The 20,827-nt window shown below is 44.6% G+C and carries 13 protein-coding genes; 12 read left to right on the top strand and 1 reads right to left on the bottom strand.

Annotation, left to right across the window (positions count from 1 at the left end):
• The first annotated feature begins 11 nt into the window (after window positions 1-11).
• Window positions 12-5,363 (top strand): S-layer homology domain-containing protein, encoded by a 5,352-nt coding sequence (locus BM210_RS17960; RefSeq protein WP_091170889.1) that lies wholly within the window; start codon window positions 12-14, stop codon window positions 5,361-5,363.
• Window positions 5,364-5,697: 334 nt separating this feature from the next.
• Window positions 5,698-6,108, top strand: coding sequence for a GNAT family N-acetyltransferase (locus tag BM210_RS17965; protein ID WP_091170892.1), 411 nt, complete (start codon window positions 5,698-5,700; stop codon window positions 6,106-6,108).
• 164 nt (window positions 6,109-6,272) lie between these two features.
• Here BM210_RS17965 and BM210_RS17970 read toward each other — a convergent pair whose 3' ends face one another.
• Complete coding sequence (locus tag BM210_RS17970; protein ID WP_091170894.1) at window positions 6,273-7,505, bottom strand: ankyrin repeat domain-containing protein; 1,233 nt, start codon at window positions 7,503-7,505, stop codon at window positions 6,273-6,275.
• A 110-nt stretch (window positions 7,506-7,615) separates the two neighbouring features.
• Here BM210_RS17970 and BM210_RS17975 point away from each other — a divergent pair, with 110 nt between their 5' ends.
• The 10 genes from BM210_RS17975 to BM210_RS18020 all read left to right on the top strand — a co-directional run bounded on the left by BM210_RS17975 (window position 7,616) and on the right by BM210_RS18020 (window position 20,786).
• On the top strand, window positions 7,616-7,966 hold the full coding sequence (locus BM210_RS17975; RefSeq protein WP_091170897.1) for a MarR family winged helix-turn-helix transcriptional regulator: 351 nt from the start codon (window positions 7,616-7,618) through the stop codon (window positions 7,964-7,966).
• A 323-nt stretch (window positions 7,967-8,289) separates the two neighbouring features.
• Window positions 8,290-9,318, top strand: coding sequence for a phosphotransferase (locus BM210_RS17980; RefSeq protein ID WP_256223724.1), 1,029 nt, complete (start codon window positions 8,290-8,292; stop codon window positions 9,316-9,318).
• 213 nt (window positions 9,319-9,531) lie between these two features.
• On the top strand, window positions 9,532-10,230 hold the full coding sequence (locus BM210_RS17985) for a PadR family transcriptional regulator (RefSeq protein WP_256223726.1): 699 nt from the start codon (window positions 9,532-9,534) through the stop codon (window positions 10,228-10,230).
• 57 nt (window positions 10,231-10,287) lie between these two features.
• Window positions 10,288-12,042: an ABC transporter ATP-binding protein gene (locus tag BM210_RS17990; protein ID WP_091170899.1), complete on the top strand. Its 1,755-nt coding sequence runs from the start codon at window positions 10,288-10,290 to the stop codon at window positions 12,040-12,042.
• Window positions 12,026-13,864, top strand: a complete 1,839-nt coding sequence (locus BM210_RS17995) for an ABC transporter ATP-binding protein (RefSeq protein WP_091170901.1) — start codon at window positions 12,026-12,028, stop codon at window positions 13,862-13,864. Before BM210_RS17990 ends, BM210_RS17995 begins: the two co-directional genes overlap by 17 nt.
• Before the next feature lie 92 nt (window positions 13,865-13,956).
• Entirely contained in the window at window positions 13,957-14,283 is a 327-nt protein-coding gene (locus tag BM210_RS18000) for an antibiotic biosynthesis monooxygenase (RefSeq protein WP_091170904.1), read from the top strand.
• A 331-nt stretch (window positions 14,284-14,614) separates the two neighbouring features.
• A complete protein-coding gene (locus BM210_RS18005) occupies window positions 14,615-15,076 on the top strand; it encodes an NUDIX hydrolase (protein WP_091170906.1) in 462 nt (153 codons plus the stop codon).
• 285 nt (window positions 15,077-15,361) lie between these two features.
• Window positions 15,362-16,090: a YheC/YheD family protein gene (locus tag BM210_RS18010; protein ID WP_091170909.1), complete on the top strand. Its 729-nt coding sequence runs from the start codon at window positions 15,362-15,364 to the stop codon at window positions 16,088-16,090.
• A 206-nt stretch (window positions 16,091-16,296) separates the two neighbouring features.
• A complete protein-coding gene (locus BM210_RS18015; RefSeq protein ID WP_091170911.1) occupies window positions 16,297-16,746 on the top strand; it encodes a GNAT family N-acetyltransferase in 450 nt (149 codons plus the stop codon).
• A gap of 815 nt (window positions 16,747-17,561) precedes the next feature.
• Window positions 17,562-20,786: an S-layer homology domain-containing protein gene (locus BM210_RS18020; protein ID WP_091170913.1), complete on the top strand. Its 3,225-nt coding sequence runs from the start codon at window positions 17,562-17,564 to the stop codon at window positions 20,784-20,786.
• Window positions 20,787-20,827: the final 41 nt, after the last annotated feature.

The following is a 20,827-nucleotide window of genomic DNA, read 5'->3' on the forward strand; positions in this document are numbered from 1 at the left end:
GAGAGGGTACAATGAAACCCATTCGCAAACGGATTACACAAAGCGTAATATTCTTTCTATTATTTTCAATGATCATTCCCTTGTTATATTCGATCCCATCGGTATATGCTGAAGACCCGTTAAATTTGGCCCTTGGGAAATCGGTGAAATACAGCTCGCATTGTAGCGGCTGCAATCCTTCGGGTGCCGGTGTGAATGCAGTTGACGGAAATGAGAGTACATATTGGAAACCAAGTGACTCCGATGTAACCGACGACCATAATGTATGGATAGAAATAGATTTGGGAGGTTCCGGAAACACCCATTTTGATAAGGCTGTATTGAAAGGGCTAAACACTTCCTTCATTATCGCCTATAAGGTGCTCGCCAGGCAGAACGGAAGCACGACAGAAACGGAAGTACTTCAAAAGACAAGCGGCCTTACCTCCACGGAGTCACTCAGCTTTGCATCTATGGATGCCCGTTATGTTAAAATTAGCCTTACCGTGAAGGCATCAGCTACCGTTAAGGATAATGTGCTGTCGGAGGTAGAAATTTATAATACAGGTGCTGGATCCGGCACGACGCCACCAACGGATTCAAACGTTCTTGCAAGTGTATACTTTGCGGGTAATGCTTCTGGTGAACTGCTCTCTCTTACAGTAGGACAATCTGCATTACTTCGACTGCAGGGCTTGCTAACGAACGGACAAGCGGCTCCTTTGACCGTTTCATCGATTACTTATAGCAGCTCTAATGCTGCCATTGCTTCGGTTGACGGGAGCGGACAGGTTGTAGCTCTAACAGGCGGCTCAACAACGATCCATGGCAGTGCAACATTAAATGGTGTAACAAAAACCGCAAGTTTACAGGTTAATGTGAATCAACAGATTGGAACCGTACTTAGCGCGGTGTACTTATACGATGCCAAGGTAAACCCATATTCCGATAATGGAACACTCACGCTAACTCCCGGGGACTCTCATCAATTGATGGTAAGGGGTGTTATGGATAATCAAATTGCTGCGGACTTAAGCGATGCTGCTATTACATACAGCAGCGGCTTTCCTGAGGTGATCCAAGTAGACGAGAATGGGTGGATCACGATAGTAGGCAGCGGTTCCACCTACATTAACGTGAATGTGCGCAAAGGGACTGTCACCAAATCGACCCGCATCTGGGTAGATGCATACCAGCCGGATACGGATATGTCTACAGTAAATTTGGCACTGAAAAAGCCTGTAGCATCAAGCTCCTTCTGCGGTGATACCTGCGCAAATGGAACGCAGGACTATAAAGCAGTTGACGGCAACGGCAGCACGTATTGGCGCGCCCTTACCTCCGACTTTCAGGCTAATAATGGTCAGCACTGGCTGTCGGTTGATTTCGGCAGGCCTACATCATTGAATAAAACGGTCATGAAGTTGAACAACGGAGTTATCCAAAATTATGATCTCTATTTCTCAAATGACGGGCAAACCTGGCAGCGTTTCTATCAAAATCGGATTCTGATAGCAAATACGGATACGGCGATCTTTGAACCGGTTACCGCTAGATATCTCAGAGTTAACGTATTTGCGATGAAAGCCGCATCACCACTCATCTATGAGTTGGAGGTATATCGAACGAATGAAGCTCCTGTACCACCGCTTACCAATGCGCTAACTGCCGTATTTTTATATGATCGTACGGTAGCTAAGTATCCGGAAAAAGCTGAAATGAATATTCCCAAAGGAGGCGGGGCGCAACTATCGATAGGGGGCAAAATGTTTGACGGTACGGAGCTTAATCCGCGTGAAGCGCAAATCGGCTTTACCAGCAGCTTGCCGGAGGTTGCGACAATCGAACAAGACGGAACGATCCGGGCTCTTGCAAGTGGAGTTGCACTCTTAACGGGAACGGTTACTTATGGACAAATAACCAAGACGGCGTCCATCTTTCTTATTGTACAGGACGATACGCCACGTATAGCCGATACTGGGTTAGTCCACCCAAGCCTTCAGACAAAGATTGGTACTCCAGCCATTATTCCACCGGGGAATACCTATCCGGATTTGACCGTCAAAGCCTTTGTGGGTGCCGAATTGACGGGACAAGTACGACGGGACGGTCGTGAGACAGTTCACCCTATTAATCCGGTCAAGTTGGTGGCAGGGACTGAAACGGTCTTTAACGTTCCTGGTACGGCAATACCCGGACAATATGAAATTGAATTACAGCTAAGTCTAGAGGATGGAAGCACGATATTTGACAAATTGTACTTCACCGTGCTGGATGTGAATCAAATTCCAGATGATCAAAGTCACATTGCTTACTTAGGAACGGATGGCAATATGGTCTATGTACCCGATTACCGTGGGAACCGCATTCTCGATTTTTCCAACGTGGGTTATAAGGGGGGCGGAATTAAGCTGCCTGATGTGCAAGCTAGAGTGGCGATAGAACCAGGAGTAGGGGATGATACAGCGCGCATTCAGGACGCCATTGATTATGTTTCTGAACTGCCTATGCAGTCGGACGGGTTCCGGGGAGCCGTTCTGCTCAAGAAGGGTCGCTATGATATCAATGGAGAACTATTCATTCGTAAAAGCGGAGTTGTCTTGAGAGGTCAGGGAGAGGGAGAAAAGGATACCATTCTCTACGCAACAGGGACAACAAGACGATATATCCTTAATATTGGGGACACATCGGCTTCGCCTACCTTGCTGGAAAATACACATACAAAAATCACGGATCTATATGTGCCTTCAGGTAATCGTACTTTTCATGTCAAGGATGGTTCCGGCTATAAAACCGGAGATAAAATTATGATCCGCCGTTATGGCAACAGCAGCTGGATCCATGAAATCAATATGGATCAAATATTGCCAAGTACAATGGAGGAAACCGTTCAATGGCAGCCGTTCTCGCTTGATTTCGACCGAGTGGTGACTAAAGTAAACGGAAATGAAATCACCATCGACGCGCCCGTACCGAATGCGATCGAACGTCAATGGGGCGGGGGAGATATCCGAAAGTATGACGATAGCGGTCGGATAGAAAGGGTAGGCGTGGAAAATCTTCGGGTTGATGTGCAATTCGACCCAAGCGTGAAGAGTGTATTGGATGGAGTTACCTACTATTCGGACGAGAATAAAGCTCATACCTTTGCACGTTTCGGCTATATTCAGGATGGTTGGCTTCGGAATGTAACCGGCTACCATCTGGAAACATCTCTCGTTTTCACGGGAAGATCCTCGAAATGGATCACAATCCAGGATGCCAAAGTTTATGATATGGTTAGCATCATTACGGGCAGTCGGCGATATGCTTTCTTTTATACAGGGCAATTGGCTTTGACTCAGAGGGTATATACGGAGACAGCCCGACACTCGTTTATTGTTAATAGTCAGGTCACAGGACCTAACGTTTTTACAGATAGTGATTCAGTCAATTCATTCGCCCGAAGCGAACCGCATCATCGATGGTCTGTAGGAGGTTTGTTTGATAACATTCGTGGCAATGCCAATATCATTGACCGGGCAAACTACGGTACGGGACACGGTTGGGCTGGAGCGAATTATGTCGTGTGGAACCAAACGGGGGAGTTGGCCGTTCAGAAGCCACCAACAGCACAAAATTATGCAATCGGACTCGTGGGCTCCCGATATCCCGGAGATTACGGTAATTTTCCTGGAGGAAAGGATCCAGCACGAGAACGGGAGCAAGGCTACTGGGAGCATGAAGGCAGCCACGTGCAGCCGCTGAGCCTGTATACTCAGCAATTGAAGGATCGTCTCGGGATAGAAGCAGTTCGCAATATAGTGGTTTCACCAGTAGGGGGAGGCGATCTGGACACACCGCAGTCTCCGCAAGCTGCAAGCAGTGATAAAGATATCACATCTTTCGTCTTCCAAGGGTTGCCGGCTTCATCGAATGGCGTGATCTCCGGCACAAATATTGTTGTAACCGTGCCAAATTTAACTGACTTGACCAATTTGGTTGCCATGTTCGCCACAACAGGAACAAGTGTAAAAGTTGGATCCACTATACAAGTTAGCGGGATCACTGAAAATGATTTCAGCGCACCGGTTACTTATGTAGTAGCTGCAGCAGACGGTTCTACAAAAAGCTATAATGTCGTAGTGACAAGAGATTATATTAATCCACCCAGTTCTTCGAGTCCATCAGAGTCTGGGCAGACTGAACAGTCCGGTACTGATAATAACGGTGTCAAGCAGGAAGAAAACCGAGAACCCGCAACGCTGGATACAAAAACAATTGTAACTAAAGCAGCTATTTCCTCGGACAATTTAAGCAAAGCGTTTGAGGAAATTAAGGCAGATGCCGATGGGATTAAGACATTTACAGTAAGAGTTGACCAAGTTGAAGGCTCCAAGGGATATGAAATCGTTCTGCCCACATCTTTCCTGAGCTCAAATGATGCAACCAAAAAGCTTGAGATCATAACCGAGTACGCTTCAGTAATCCTACAGACGACTATGCTGAAAGAGGCGGATTCACAAAAATCTGCAACGGCTACGCTGCTTATATCGAAGGCGGACACAAACCAGCTTCCTGCTGAACTGCTAAAAGCGTTGGCGGGTAAACCTCTAATTGATCTTGCGCTCAAGATTGGTGACAGCTTAATCCAATGGAAAAGTGCTGATTCGTTTGTTGAAGTAACGGTGCCATACCATCTAAGTTCAACAGATACCGATCCTGAGCATGTAGTCGTATGGTATGTGGACCCGGTAGGAAAAACTCAAACTATTACATCAGGAAAATACGATACTGCACAGGGGGTTGTTACTTTTAAAGTTAACCACTTCAGCCTGTACGCGTTAACCGAAGTGTACAAAACATTTTCTGATCTATACAACCACAATTGGGCCAAGAAAGCGATCGAAGTATTGGCATCAAAAGCTATTGTGGAAGGCACGCAAGACGATGCTTTTAGTCCGGGAGATCAAGTAAGCCGAGCCGACTTCATTTTGCTCCTGAACCGTACGTTAGGTTTAACGGCAGCGAATCCTACAACATTCGATGATGTCAGCAAAGACGATTATTTCTATGAGTCCGTCGAAACAGCGAAGGCGCTCGGGATCGTTGATGGAGTGGAAGATAACCTGTTCCGTCCGTATGATCCAATTTCCAGACAGGATATGGTGGTCATTATTGACAGGGCGTTAACTTTGAAAAGAGTCACAGGTAACGAGGCAGTCTCTACAGAGTTGAACAACTATAAGGATTCATCTTCAGTTTCTTCCTATGCAATTACTAGCATCAATAGTTTACTTAAAAAAGGATTGATCGAAGGCGATAATTCTTATCTTTATCCGCAAAACAAAGTGACAAGAGCAGAAGCGGCGGTCGTCATTTACAGATTGTATAACCAGAAATAGATCACGACGCTAATATCTCTGATAAAACCAGCTAATATCTTGTCCGCATTTTTCTCTTAAATTATTTAAATAATGGCGACACTTACAAATAGGCAAGCTAAAGAACCTTCCATTAGATCTTTGGAAGGTTTCTTCTTGCATTGAAGATTTAAGGAACTGTCGCCTTTGCAATTAACTCCTTTTGTTGATATAACGAGCAGGAATGTGCAGGATCATTATGGAATAAATCTAGATTACCATTTATGTGACTATTGCTATTATTAGTTTAAGGAGGAGGCGTACAGGTGGGATCAAGAATCAAAAAGATTTGTTCTAACTAATAGAGGGGGAAGGTATGAAAATTGTTGCCGCAACGGTTTCAGACTATGGATACATTCGGGATCGTGATAAACATATATTAGAGAGCTTAATCATGACGAAAATTAAGTTAAATGAAATATACATATTACGGGATGATAATGAGAGTAATATCGGATGGATGAGACACGGATATTTTTGGGATAACACACCCTTTATGAATATGATATGGGTCGATGAGCAGTGTCGTGGAAAGGGTATAGGAAAGCAAGCTGTTCTCTTTTGGGAAAACGAGATGAAACAAAAGGGTTTTAAACTGGTAATGACATCTACATTGTCGAATGAAGAGGCACAACATTTCTATAGAAAACTGAGGTATCAGGATGCAGGTTGTTTATTATTAGAAAATGAGCCGTTGGAAATACTTCTGACTAAAATGTTAGTGTAAACCCAAGGTTTCAAGCTAACAGGAACCGATTGTGCAATGGACGTAATCAGGAAGCTACTTCTTCTTTAGTATGTCCTAGTATCGATCTTTCTCTAATAAGATTTCAAAATCTCAAACATTCAGGATCATTCCGTGATCCGCAGCACATCCGTGAGTACTTCAAATCATGGCTGTTCTTGAAGTACTTTTAATATTTTCACTTTCTTATCTGGATCTTCCAATGTGACTGCTTGGTTTACTGGTGAGATTCCTAACATATTGCTTGCTTTCGGATTAGCACCGGTGCGGATTAGTAGACGAATGATTTGAAGGATCTCCTCCTCTGATTCGTTGGTCGCATTGTTCATTTCGCTTACTGCGTAATATAACGGCGTATTTCCTTCTACATCCTTACTGTCAACCGGTACTCCATGCTCAATTAACTTACTGATGAGATCAGCGTCCCCACCCCGCACACAGTAGTGGAGTGCAGTTCTCAGATTCTTATCCGTAGTTTTTACATCCGCGCCTCCTTCGAGCAATAGAAGCATAACCGGCTTGGAAATAGATGCATACACAGAAGCAACGAGTAATGGTGAGTTACCTTCATCATCAATGGCATTGACATCTGCGTTGGCGGCAAGCAGCAGCTTCGTAATATCAACGGTTTCCTGACGGTAGTTAGTGAACATAGGAAGGACGGCTGCTCTTAGAGGTGTAAATCCATAATGAGATTTGGCTTTCGGATTCGCTCCGTGGACAAGCAAATCTTGAACAATTTCGGGCATTCCTCTTCCGGCAACCGTCATGAGGGGAGTTATTCCATTTTTATCTTCCGCATTGACATCAGCTCCTGCCTTGATTAGCAAATGGATATATTGAGGGGTTTGACTCGCAAGTATAAGGAGAGGTGTATGGCTGGATGCTTCATCGCGGACTTCAAGATTAGTACCCTTTGCGATAAAAAGCTGAAGCAGCTCATTCATATTTGGTTCCCCAGCATACAGAAACAAATATTTCGTTAGCGACAAAAACAATCGGTCTCTATCTTCCCTGGTGTAGGTATCGATGATCTCTCCGGCCTTCTTCAGATCTCCTTGCTTGGCGCTCTCCATCAACACCTTGGACATAGCAAGCATGTCTTGCCGGTTTGAAAGACGATCGTCCACGATTGAAAGCCGTTTCTTTGCCTCGTCATAAAACACGCGTCCTCCCATCAGCTCAACGACGAACAGGGCTGGCAAATATAAGTGACCATTGTAGTTTAGTACGCTATAGTCCTGCTCGAGTGGCTTCACCTCCCCGTTAACAACGATGCGATCTGGAAACAAAATGGCTTGAACCTCATCGGACGCTATGGCAGCGGTGCAAATCGAAAACATGATGCCGCTCACAAGGCCAAGCATATATTTTTTCATAATGGCCTCCTAGAATATAGAATAAATTGGATATATCTTTAGACGAATGATATCAAAAATAGTTGCTGTGCTAACGAGCAGCAAAGACTAATCGGTTCATTGTAGCAGAGATGGTGAAGCATGGAGTAGACGGTATTGGCACTTCACATGGTGATATCATCTATGCTCTATTTAAGAAGCCCAGACTCATTATGGCGGATATTTCTAAAAGGATTAATAAGGAGAAGTCTACAGTCACAGCACTTGTTAATAAGTTAGTCCGGCTCGGATATGTGACAAAGGAAAGGGACAGAGAGGACACGAGGGTTGTTTATGTTACTTTAACCGATAAGGGGAGTGAACTGAAACCGATTTTTGAATCAATATCTAAAAACATGCTAGACGTGTTTTACTTAAATATCTCAGAAAAAGAAAAGGAAGATCTTCTTAACATTTTGAAAAAGATTTATGACAACTTTTAAATTTTTTTCGATAAATAGTTTGTTATCAAATTAAATGATGAAGAGGAATGAATCGTGAAAGATTACACGAAAGAAGTGCCGCGTAAAGTAGTATATAAACAACAGCTAACAAGTATGTATAGGGATATAGATAAATCCTTGAAGGAACATTTACTAAGTGTAATAGGATAGTGGCTGTTTTAAGAAACGCTTTATGTGAATTAGAGTTCCGAGTGCTTACTGAGGAAATGGGCAATGGATGCAACAGTCTAAAAGAATAAATATATAAAAATATGGAATCTGATGGGGCAGAACTAACTACAAATTAAGAGGAGCCGTTAACGGTGAATGAAAAAGAGAACCTTCTTCAACTTCAAAGGTTATGCAATAATCTAATGCTGGGAGAGTTAATAGATTCCCCTGTATCGGTAACAGGAGGGTTATTGCATCGAATGTATGCAATACAAACCACTTCAGGCACATATGCGATCAAAGTATTGAACTCAGAAATCATGTGTAGACCAACAGCTATGCAAAACTATGTCACATCTGAACGGATTGCTAATTATGCTACAAACTTTGTTCCCGCGCTTCCAGCTAAGAAGTTTAATGGAGATTGTATTCAAAAGGTGGGAGATCAATTCCATCTCATTTTCGATTGGATTGATGGCAAAAGTTTGAAGCAAAATGAAATAACTACGGTTCATTGCGAAAGAATGGGTGGTGTTCTTTCGTGTTTACATCTGACTGATTTTTCAGAGTTAGGTATAGTAAATAGTTTGTCCGACAACAGGGTTCCAACAGATTGGAACTATTATTTGAAAAAAGGACGAGAAAGCAATGCGAAATGGACTAATCATCTGCTTGAAATCATTGAAAATCTTCAAGATTGGAATACCACAGCAATAAAAGCCGCAAACGAACTCACGTCGGAAATGGTTATAAGTCATGGAGATTTAGACCCTAAGAATGTAATGTGGTCTGCCCATAACCCCATCCTTATTGATTGGGAATCAGCTGGCTATAGAAATCCTATGCAGGAATTAATTGAAACCGCAATTTATTGGTCTGAAACAGAGTCGGGCGAGATTGACAAAGATAAATTTTTTGCTTTTATAAATGGTTATCAAAAATCACATGAGCCCATTCAAGCAAATTGGAGAATGATATTGGCAAGTGGATTTTTGGGGAAGTTAGACTGGCTGGAATATAGTTTAAAGCGGTCATTATGGATTGAGTGTATAGATGAAAAAGATCAACAGGCTGGAACTGAACAAGTATTAGGAACCATAACTGCTATAAGGCGTTATGCAAAGATGACTTCAGAAATTGAACAATGGTTAAAAGAAAAATCAAAATTCAGTAAGCACTAAGGCATGGGGCCAACTATTAAAAAAGTTGGCTTCTTTTTGTATCCTCCATGTTGTTTAAAATGTGCGTTGTCCGAAGTCAAAGAGTATTCGCCAAGCAACACAAAGAACCTCCCAGGAAAAGAATATATAAATGTAAAATAAAGTATTGACCCAATGCGATATATCGTATTATTATAAATACATAACGATATATCGCATTGGAGGATGATGAATTTGAAATTCAAAAATTACAGAAACAGCTACCAAGGTTGGCAACGGTTTGGCAATGAAGATCAGGAAATGTTTTCTAGGCATCACCGTGATGGGTCGCGAGGAGGATTTGGGGGACGTGGGGAAGGAAAACGTCGTTTTTTTGAGCGTGGGGAATTTAAATATGCTCTCCTCGAACTTCTCACCTATGCACCTATGCACGGATATCAGCTTATTAAAGCGATGGAAGAGAAAACAGGAGGTTTATATACCCCAAGCGCCGGTTCGGTTTATCCCAATTTGCAGCTGCTCGAGGATATGAATCTTATAGGGTTTAGTGATGAAGACAGTAAGAAGCTTTACCATATAACGGATGAAGGAAAGGAATATCTTCGCAAGAGAGAACGGACAGACATGGAACGGCCTGATAAGCTTTGGGAGCGTCCTGGTCGGCATGGGCTATCGCAGAAGAACGGAAAGAGTGAATTACGCGAGTTAATGAAAGAATGGTCGGAAGTCATTTATTTAATGGCGGGAGCAGCAAAAGCGTCACAGGAGAACCCTTCCTCTGAGCAAGCCAAAGCGTTTCAAGAGCTTATGACACAGTTTCAGGTCAGTCTGAAAGAAATATCGGCTTCGACTCCAAATTCCAGCATCGATGATACCATTAAACCGCCAGTAGATGCTGCTTCGTTAGCTGACGATAACGGGATCGACGAATAGCAGCCACCCTGTCCATAGATCACATGCTTATAAATCCATTGGAAGAAGTGATGGTTTTTGAAGTCTAAAGGCATATTGAAACCGTTCTTTGGAGAGTCTTGGCGAATCTATGCCTCGTCATTTGTACTGCATACGGTCGCAAGCATCGTGTATGCTTACTTCCCCATGGTGCTGGGGAATTTCACGGATCGGCTGCAGGCCGGGGAACTGAATGAACACGATATCGTTCGGTACTGTCTGCTGCTGGTGGCAATCGGAGCGGGGAACGTATTCATTGGAGGGTACGGCCATTATCTTATTATGTATGTCGGCCGATGGTTCGAATATGTAACCCGCCGTCGGTTATTCTTACACTTCTCAGAGCTTAGTGAGCACTTCTATTCGCGGAACGGCGTGGGTAAGATGTTGAGTTACTTTATGAACGACGTCACAAGCGTTCGGGAATCGATCTCGATGGGTGTCAACCAGATGATGGCGGCGACAATGCTCTTGTTCTCATGTATTAGTGTCATGGTCTTTAGCGATATCCCGATCTACCTCATCGCCGCTTCCGTCGGGCCGTTGTTCGTGATTCCCTGGATCGTAACACGCTTCGGTCCGGCCATTCGGAAACGATCGCTGAAAGTGCAGGAGGCACTAGGCGCAATGACGGAAACCGCTGAGGAGCAGTTCGGCGGCATACGTGTCACGAAGAAATTCGCAGTTGAATCGATCATGATTGAGCGATTCGCTTCCTATGTTGACCGAATACGTGACAATCAACTGTCGCTTGTTCGGATGTCCTCGCTCTTCCAAGCACTAGTACCATTCCTCGGGGCGATGTCTTTGATCATATCGTTGGCGCTTGGCGGTTACCTGACCATTACGGGGAAGATCACACTTGGCAATTTCGTCGCGCTGACGCTGTACATCCGTATGCTGATGAATCCATTGCAACAGATCGGTAACGTGATCAATACCGTGCAGCGTTCACGAGCTTCCTTGCAGCGGTTGAATGAATTGGTCGCTGTACAACCTGACATTGTGGAGTCCGAAGACGCTGTGCCGGTTGATCTTGAGCAAGCTGCCGTGCGTATTCAAGGGCTGACCTTTTTCTATCCGGAATCGTCCCAGCCTGCATTGCAGGAAATTGACCTGGTTATTAAGGCAGGGCTGACGATCGGCATTGTCGGACGGACAGGAAGCGGTAAGACGACGCTTGTCAAGCTTCTGCTGCGAACGTATGAACCGCCCGTTGGGACGATCTGGATCGGAGAGAAGGACATCCGACAGCTGACGCTGGATAGCTTACGTAAACAGATCGCCTATGTGCCGCATGACGGCTTCCTCTTCAGCACGACGATTCGCGAGAATATTACCTTCTCAAGGCGGGAAGCCGGACAGGAGCAAGTCGACAAAGCGGCTAAGCAGGCACGGATCTACGACAACATCGTCGAGTTCCCCGATCGATTCGAAACGAAGCTAGGGGAGCGGGGCGTCACCCTCTCCGGTGGACAACGCCAACGAACGAGCCTGGCTCGCGGTCTCATTAAGCAGGCGCCGTTCATGATTCTGGACGACAGCGTTAGCGCCGTCGATGCGGTCACTGAGACCGAGATATTGAAGACGATTCAGGAAGAGCGTCATGGCAAGACCACCATCATCATCGCACACCGCATCAGCGCGTTGAAGCACGCCGACCTTATTGTCGTCATGGAGGGAGGTCGAATCGTGCAGCGTGGGAAACACGGAGAGCTACTTGCCGAGCCGGGGCTTTATGCCACACTCCATGCGATACAAGAGGAGGGAATTCAGCATGCTACAGGCCGTTAACAACTGGCAGATGGATCAGAAGGCGAATATCGGCAAGCAGCCTAAGCCCCAGTATCGATCTGCATTCCGGATCCTTGGCTCTTATACCGGAGCACATCGGTTCACTTTTGTCCTTGTCGTGATTTGTACAATAATCGCCATTTCAGCCGAGCTGTTCCAGCCTTATTTGGTCAAGCTCGCCATTGATGATAATCTGATGGCAGGCAAGAATGAATTCGGCAGTTTGCTTACAATCTGCATCATCTATTTTGGGTTATCGATCTCCGGACTGCTGTTCACTTACCTACAGAACAATTTAGTGCAGTACGCTGGACAAAGCATTGTGGCCAAAATTCGAAAGCAGTTGTTTGAGCATATAACGAAGCTCTCCATGTCTTATTTTGATAAGACGTCAAGTGGCAGCCTGATTACACACGTTTCTAGCGATACCGAAGCGTTGAACCAATTTTTCAATCAAGTACTAATAACGCTGCTGCGTGATGGTCTAACGTTGATCTTCATCCTCATCATGATGTTTCAGCTAGACTCAACTCTTGGTATGTATTGCTTGGTCTTGCTCCCGCTCATAGCGTTCATCGCGATCGCATTCCGTTCCTTTATGCGTAATACATACCAGATGGCCCGCACGCGACTGTCCCGTCTCGTGGCGTTCGTAGCTGAGAACTTATCGGGTATGAATCTGATTCAGGTCTTCCAACAGCAAAAGGCACAGGCGGAGCAATTCAAAGAACGGAATGACACCTATTTCAAGGCTAACATTCGTGAGATACGCACGCTCGTTCTCTTTACTAGGTCATTCGATTTGTTGAGCAACCTTGCGATCGCGTTCGTGGTATGGATTGGCGGCAAAGCGGTCCTGGATCAAACGCTAGAATTCGGCGTTCTGTATGCTTTTATCACCTATATCCGTCAGTTCTTCCAGCCAGTTAACGCTATCACGCAGCAGTGGAACACGCTGCAGTCGGCTACGGTTGCGGTCAACCGGATCTGGGGTCTGTTCGATATTCGGCCCGATATCGAGGACAATCCGCAGTCTCAACTGATCGATCGGGAATCGATAAAGGGCCGAATTGATTTTAATCATATTACCTTCGGCTATGAGAATGGTTCTCCAGTTATTCGCGGACTCGACCTTCACATCCGCCCAGGCGAGATGATCGGTATCGTAGGAACGACCGGCGCGGGCAAGAGCTCGCTTATCAGCCTGCTGTGCCGGTTCTACGATGTGCAGGAGGGCAGCATTCTCATAGATGGCATCGATGTTCGCGATTTACCGCAAAGCCAGTTGCACCGAGTCGTCGGTTTGGTTCAGCAGGAGCCTTTTCTGTATGCGGGTAGTATCATTGATAATGTCCGTATGTTCAATGAGACGATCTCCCGAGATGCCGTTATCCGTGCATGCGAGTTCGTAGGCGCAGATACGCAGATCCTGCGGATGAAGGATGGTTACGATACGAGATTGTCTGAGAAAGGCAGCGGTTTGTCCGCAGGCGAGCGGCAGCTCTTGTCCTTCGCACGTATCATTGTCTTTCGTCCACAAATTCTCATTCTGGACGAAGCCACTGCGAATCTGGACTCTCAGACAGAGCAACTGATTCAGCAGGCATTAAAGATTGTATCCGAAGGGCGGACCACGATCGTAATTGCGCATCGCTTGTCAACCATCATGCAGGCCGACCGCATTCTTGTCATGCGCTATGGCGCGATCGTCGAAGAGGGGACGCATCCGGAACTGCTCCAGATGCAAGGCTATTACGACGAATTGTACCGACACTCGCAAGGTGAGACGAAAGAACGTGAAGCCAAAATTGCACAAAGATGATCGATTTCAGGAAAAGATAAGCAACGTTTTTAAATACCAACTGACAGAGAGATTGAATAACTTTACATCTTAATATAATTGGAGGCATTTCTATGTTAATTCAAACAAGAACGATAGTCGTGCAAAAGGGAATGGCGGATCTGGTCCTTGAACGCTTTACTAAAGAAAGCCCGATGGATGTTATGGAAGGGCTTATAGACAAAACCGTTATGGTGAACAGAAAGAAGCAAGAAGATGTAGAAGAAGTGGTTATTATGATTCGATGGGAATCCGTAGAAGACTGGAAGAATTGGGAAAAGAGTGATGCACACATTCAAGGGCATCGGCAAAATAACGGTAAACCGAAACCGGATTACATTATATCCACGACAGTTAGTATGTATGAAGTGAAAGCGATCAAAGAAGGCATAAAAAAATAACGACCTCTTAGTGGACTTATGGTTGATCAAGAAATTAAACAAATCATTATTTACGTTGATCGGTATGTGTCCCAAACTAAGATGTTAAAAAGTGCGTTGCCACATGAGGCAACGTTTTTTATAATATTACAATTTATAAGTTTTCAGCGTAGTTGAACAATCTGATATCTGTTGCTATAAATGGCAAATAAAGGATATGTATTGTATACTGATTTTGATCATTTTAAAGTATTTACAGATATGCTGGGATTTGCATCGTTGTAGTTAAACCATCGGCAAAGCAAGAAGGTTTAGGTCAACATTTACTATGTGAAATTAATAGGGGGACAGAATGAGCGAATATATTCTAGAACTACGTTCATTAGTTGGGACAAGACCTTTAATTCTAGTTGGTGCAGTTGTTATCATTCAAAATGTTAACCGCCAAATTCTTTTTCAACACCGCAAAGATGGTAATTGGGGATTACCAGGTGGTCTTATGGAGTTGGGGGAGTCGTTGGAGGAAACAGCAGCTAGGGAAGTATATGAGGAAACTGGATTATCCTTAAAACGTTTAACCTTGTTGGAGCTATTTTCTGGTCCAGACTTATATCTAAAACTTAAAAATGGAGATGAACTTTATTCAGTAACAGCACTGTATTTTTGCAATGATTACAAAGGGGATTTGGTGAGCGATTCAACCGAATCACATGAGGTAAGTTTTTTTGATGTGGACGATATCCCGAGTTTAAATCCTGCAAATGCTATTTATCTTGCAAAGTATTTAGAATCTGATTTACTTCGTAAAACGTAAACAGTGCCAAAAAAGAGACTCTCGATCGGCCGGATGGAGAACCGTTAAATTCCCATTAGTGTCCGATACCTTTGTTCATGTTGTTCATTTTTCCTCCTTAAGATACGTTTTGGTGGATGTTTAACTTGAAGTAATATTTCCCATGGAAAGCTGCACAAGCTAGACAGAGTGGACAGAGCTGGAACAGCTTAAGATTAATTGACCTCTGCCCAATTCAGAAACCGATATGGAAACCTCGACATATTGTATACGAATATGAATGCGCACAGGAGGGATTTGATTTTGATGGGTGGTCTTGCAACCAAAAGTAACGTATCTCAATCATTGACAGTCAATAAGACACTTCGGCGAAACGTACCCGAGACTAAGTTATACAGCAATTCAACCTTAAAGACGATGCTGGATAAATATAAGATGGTCTATGTCAAACCCAATGATGGAACAGGCGGGCATGGTATCATGCGGGTTGAAAAGCAGGGGCAACGCTATCAATATCAGCTTAAGACATTCACCCAGTCATACACTTCTTTTGACAGCTTGGTACGTTCCATGAAAAAGTCGATGAAAAGAAATCCTTATGTGATACAACAAGGGATTCATCTGCTGCGAAGAAATGGTCGGTTGTTTGATCTGAGAGTAATGGTGCAGAAAAACCTCAAAGGAAACTGGGAGACTACCGGTATGATAGGCCGTTTGGGCCATCCCAGAAAAATCGTCACTAACCTCTGTAAAGGCGGTAAACCCATGTCGATTGAGGTTTTAATGAAGCCTCATGTGATCAATATGGACTCGTATAAAAAGAATTTGGAAACCTTAGGATATCGAACAGCGCGTCGTTTAAATCAAACGTTTCCGCGGATCAAGGAATTAGGTTTGGATATCGGTATTGACCGGAATCTCCACCCTTGGATTCTGGAAGCAAACCCTAGACCAGCTATTTATGGATTTAAGTCATTAAAGGATAAAAATGTTTACCGAAAGATTTGTAGATATCAAAAAGGGTACGGGCGTTAATAAGTATACGGATTCCTCATGCAACAACCATCTGGACTTATAGTTATCGGTGAAAGACGCTTCATTTTAAAGCGTCTTTTGTCCTTTCTAGGGTATAAAAAATCATGAATAGTAGCATACGGGAAAGTCTCCGAAGTTACTTGTCAAAACATATAAAGATGTCTACTATTTATTTCAAGTTGATATAACGAATTGAGGTGTTCAAAATGAGAGAAATAAATGTTAGGGAAATTAGGGTGACTGATTATCATGATATTTATTTGTTAAACCAAGATTTTAACCCAAATCTATATTTATTTTCTGAAGAAAAAGTAAAAGAGAAGATTGAAATGATTACAAAGAAAACAAAAGATATCATCTTTGTTTGTGAACAAAATAACGAGGTAATAGGATATATTCATGGAAGCCCATATGAATTACTTTTTTCTGACTCTTTAGTAAACGTCCTGGGATTTGTTGTTAAAGAACAGTATAGAAATCAAGGTTTAGGTAGCATGCTGATTGAGCATCTTGAACAGTGGGGAAAGAACAATGGTTTTTCTGGGATTAAATTGTTATCCCACCCAAGTCGAATACATGCTCACAGGTTCTACGAACGACGTGGCTATATGTTTACCAAGGATCAAAAAAACTTTATATTAAAGTACAATAAGTAGCTATACATTTCATAGATCAATATTGAGTAAGTAGTCTAGAGCTCAGTAGTCAAAGGTTTTGTACCCAACGTTTGCAATACACGAAGCAGGTTCAACAAAAGCCACCTATGATATATTAGTTTTTGTTCTGCAGATTTTGTGACCGCTGAGCAAAGTACTGATGCAACGCATAAAATTCAGGATTATAGTCATCATTGGCATCACGATTCAACATAATAATGTTTGAAATCTAGATTGAACTCGTTTGATAATAGTAGAAAGTTTTCTTAACTGAACTATTATTCTTCAGATTTAAACCAGCACAGCGGATAATTTCGTAGCCGTGATCATAATCAGTTTTTATTTTGCGTGTACAGATGCGGGTCACCCGCATCGCTGGCAGTATTGCCAAATAGTTGGCAATGACGCGGACGACAATAATCTAGTATACTAAGTCTCGTAGCAAGCGATACAACAGACGGCGGCGCGAATGAGTGCCTAGCAAACAGACGATTCGTTCTGAAAGAATGATATTGTGTGCTTTGGAGAAACCGACTAGTGTATCGCTATTTGGCGTGAACTAGACGTATTGCAGTGCTGAAAGCATCCGTGATCTTAGTTATCAAGCTGGCCGACATAGTCGGTAGTGTTCCACACTTGAACAATGAACATGCAGTAATTAAACGTGCGTCTCTTCCTGCCAGAGTTAGCGGGTCTCATGTTGATGATAAGTGATCGATTCCACCAAAAACAGATTTTAAAGACGACCCAGTCACTCAACCTTCTTCACAGGGAGGGGTTGGGAGGGTCGAACAACCTAGGAGGTCATACACCATATGGAAAAAACTATGCCAACGATTCTTTCTTTGACCGTAGCGTTATCGATGTTCTCCTCAACCGCATTAGCAGCGACAACGACGAAATCGTCTAAAGATTTCACGGATCTCGCGAATCTGGATAGCGTAACGAAAGAAAAATATGATGAATTGATTGCCACTGGTGTATTCAATGGTATTCAAGAAGGTATTTTCGGATTGAAAGAAAACATGAACCGCGCCCAATTCGCGAAGGTAGCTGCGCTCATCTTTGGACTGCCGATCGATACGACATTGACAACCTCAAGCTTTTCCGATGTGAGCGGCGATGACCCAGCCAACGGCTACGCGTTGCCTTATATCGAAGCGATCGTTAAAGCGGGTATTACCGATGGCGTCGCTGTAGGCAAATACGATCCGGCTGGCCATGTGACGAAAGAACAGCTGGCAGCTTTCCTGCTTCGCGGACTTGGCCTTGAGGATAAAGCGCAGGAGATAACAGCCGTGCAGGACGCTTCCGTCTCCGATTGGGCGAAAGGCTATGTTGCACTCGCACTTGATCGCGGATTGATGAGTAAAAACACTGATGGCACATTCGGCGGCACGACAGCCGCAAGCCGCGAGCTGCTCGCGCTAGCTTCCTATGAATCAAAATATCAGATCAAATCGGTATTCAGCGGCAAATACGCGATTGCTTCGATGAAAGCGACTGATGCAAACGTGCTGTCCATTCGACTTAACGGCGTTGTTGCTGATACCTCCGCCGTTACCTTCTCTCTTACGAAGAACGGATCGCCGGTAACAGATGGCTATACGACAACATGGAGCGCGGACAAGTCCACCGCAATGCTAACCTTTGATACCAAATTTGACGATGCTTCCTGGACCGCGACACTCAGCGGATTGAGTAGCATCGACGAAGCTGGCCAAACGGCAAAGGCGACAACAGAGAAAGAGAAAATTTCGAAGATCGAGCTGGTGACACCGTCCGATACATTGCCGAACAACCCATCGGCCAAGCTGCGCATTGACTTTAAGGCAACAAACCAATACGGTAAGCAATCGTCAATATCAGCCAGTGAATTTAACCTGTACTCGAGCCTTGGCTCAGTAATGCCAATTGGTGGCGAACAGGCATTTTATCTCACCCTGCCGTCAACGCTGAATCGCGATGACCGCTTGTCGCTGACCGTCATTCATCAGGACAGCGGCACACAAGCGAACAAAGTGTTCAACATCGGCGATGCGCGCGTCGTGTCCAAGATTGAGCTCGGTGATCTTCTAAGCTCGTCCGGTAGTGTAGTAAGCTCCATCGAAGCGAACAGCTACGCCTATCTTGACCTGAAAGTCTATGACCAATACGGCCTGCGGGTTGATAAGAAGGACGAGCTAAACAATGGCATCACCGTCACTTTCTCTGACTCCGATCTAGACAAAGGCAACCAAGGAGAATCTGGTGCGTTCGTCGAGAACGTTGTGGGTGACGATGCGGCTGATCTGAAGCTGCGTGCGAATAGCGACAAGGCGAAGGACGTAGTCGTGACCGTATTCGCCAACGGCTCCGGCGAGTCCGTCACGAAAACCGTCGCCATAACTGCGACGAACGTACCTGCCGCTGTTCAATTCGGCACATACTCGTACACACTAGCTAAAGGTGACATGCCAAGCGGCGATGAAAGCCTTGACGCCAAGTTGTACTTGCCACTGATCGTAAAGGACGATCAAGGCAACACGCTATCCGCACAGGAAATTTATGATAATCGCGATAAATTTACGATATTTTCCAGTGGCGGCGTAACACTAGCCAATCAACCGATCTCGAATTCCGGCAGCAATAAGGGCAAGATCGCCATCGCTAGCGTCAACACGAAAGGCAGCTCGACCATTACGGTGCAGCTGAAGGACAACCCGCAGGTGCAAACGCAAATGACGGTTAACGTGAATGACGAGCGAAAAGCCGATACAATTAGGTTCTCCCAAACGCCAGCAAAATATATGACAGCCGGTACTGACAATGAAATGAAAGTGAAGTTGTACGATCAATACGGTAGTGAGCTTAAATACGACGCGAACGGTCAATACCTTGTGCGTTACTCGCTGACGGCGAGTGGCGGAGATGAAACTAGCCTAGCTGCAACAAGCTTGTCTAGCGTACAGCGTGTGGACCAAGGTGATGCGACATCCGCGCGCAAATATGCGCTGCATCCGACGAAGATCGGCCAAGCGGTGACAAAGGATTTTCAGTTGGCAGCTAACAACTCGGACACTTCTATTGACTCCTTCTTTGATAAATCGTTCAAATTTTACACGGGAGTTGATGCGAAAGAGGCTAGCTACACTTACAAAGCAACGTTGTACAAGCTAGACAGCACAGGTACGGTGAAGATTAACGGAAATCCTTACGTCGAAGTGAATAACCTGTCCACGACGATGGAAGTGCTCGATCCTTCGAATGTGAACACGAAACTGACTTACGAAGCGTACCTGGATAAATCGGTGGACAACACAGTGCTGGCCGCGGACGACTACATGTCGGTTGGAACCGGAGCACAAGGGGCAAGCGGCATGTACGATAAGTACAAGCCGTTCACCAAAGATGTGAAAATCCGTGCGACAAAAGACAAAGGCGACGAAGTCAAAGTAGCATCGGATATTGTGTCCCTGACATCGAGTAATTCGCAAGTAGTGGACACTGCAAGTAAATCGCAGAATAAAGCTGGTGCGCACTATATTGCAGGAGGCAAGGAAGGTCAAGCGGCAGTGACCGTCATCTATTATGATGGCAAGAAAAATATGCAAACAGCATCGCTGAACGTAAGTGCGAAGAACGAAGCACCGACCGTTAATAACCTGAAGCTGAAGAAAACAGGCAAATCCGTGTCCATGGCTGATCTGCAAGCCGGCATGTATATGTGGGACGCAAAACTGGGTGAGAAACTGACTGCAGTAGATCAATACGGCGACGAACTCATCGGCGAGAACGCACCTGGAACGATGAATGAAGAAGGCCAAGCGAACGATAACATGCTTGTAAAAGCAAACGGGGCAGGCTATAACGGTAACGAGTTGCTGAAACTGAGCTATTACGTATCCGATATTAGCGGCGCGAACCCAGATGCAGTAAGCGTGGATTCAAGTACTGGCTTCATCAAATATAAAGGCGCGATTGGCGATGTGACGAGCTTCAAAGTGACCGTCATCGCACCGAGTGGCAAGCAAGCATCACTTGATGTTAATGTGAAGTAAGCAGCTGACAGAGCTTAGCTACTGAAAAAGCTTTCGGTAAA

It is taken from the genome of Paenibacillus sp. 1_12 (genome assembly GCF_900114475.1).
Taxonomy (GTDB): domain Bacteria; phylum Bacillota; class Bacilli; order Paenibacillales; family NBRC-103111; genus Paenibacillus_S.

What these genes read in the sequence shown, in the direction of transcription:
- BM210_RS17975 (WP_091170897.1), top strand. Translation starts at nt 7,616, where the DNA reads ATGGTGAAGCATGGAGTAGACGGTATTGGCACTTCACATGGTGATATC.
- BM210_RS17995 (WP_091170901.1), top strand. Translation starts at nt 12,026, where the DNA reads ATGCTACAGGCCGTTAACAACTGGCAGATGGATCAGAAGGCGAATATC.
- BM210_RS17970 (WP_091170894.1), bottom strand. Translation starts at nt 7,505, where the DNA reads ATGAAAAAATATATGCTTGGCCTTGTGAGCGGCATCATGTTTTCGATT.
- BM210_RS18005 (WP_091170906.1), top strand. Translation starts at nt 14,615, where the DNA reads ATGAGCGAATATATTCTAGAACTACGTTCATTAGTTGGGACAAGACCT.
- BM210_RS18010 (WP_091170909.1), top strand. Translation starts at nt 15,362, where the DNA reads ATGGGTGGTCTTGCAACCAAAAGTAACGTATCTCAATCATTGACAGTC.
- BM210_RS18000 (WP_091170904.1), top strand. Translation starts at nt 13,957, where the DNA reads ATGTTAATTCAAACAAGAACGATAGTCGTGCAAAAGGGAATGGCGGAT.
- BM210_RS17965 (WP_091170892.1), top strand. Translation starts at nt 5,698, where the DNA reads ATGAAAATTGTTGCCGCAACGGTTTCAGACTATGGATACATTCGGGAT.
- BM210_RS18015 (WP_091170911.1), top strand. Translation starts at nt 16,297, where the DNA reads ATGAGAGAAATAAATGTTAGGGAAATTAGGGTGACTGATTATCATGAT.
- BM210_RS17960 (WP_091170889.1), top strand. Translation starts at nt 12, where the DNA reads ATGAAACCCATTCGCAAACGGATTACACAAAGCGTAATATTCTTTCTA.
- BM210_RS18020 (WP_091170913.1), top strand. Translation starts at nt 17,562, where the DNA reads ATGGAAAAAACTATGCCAACGATTCTTTCTTTGACCGTAGCGTTATCG.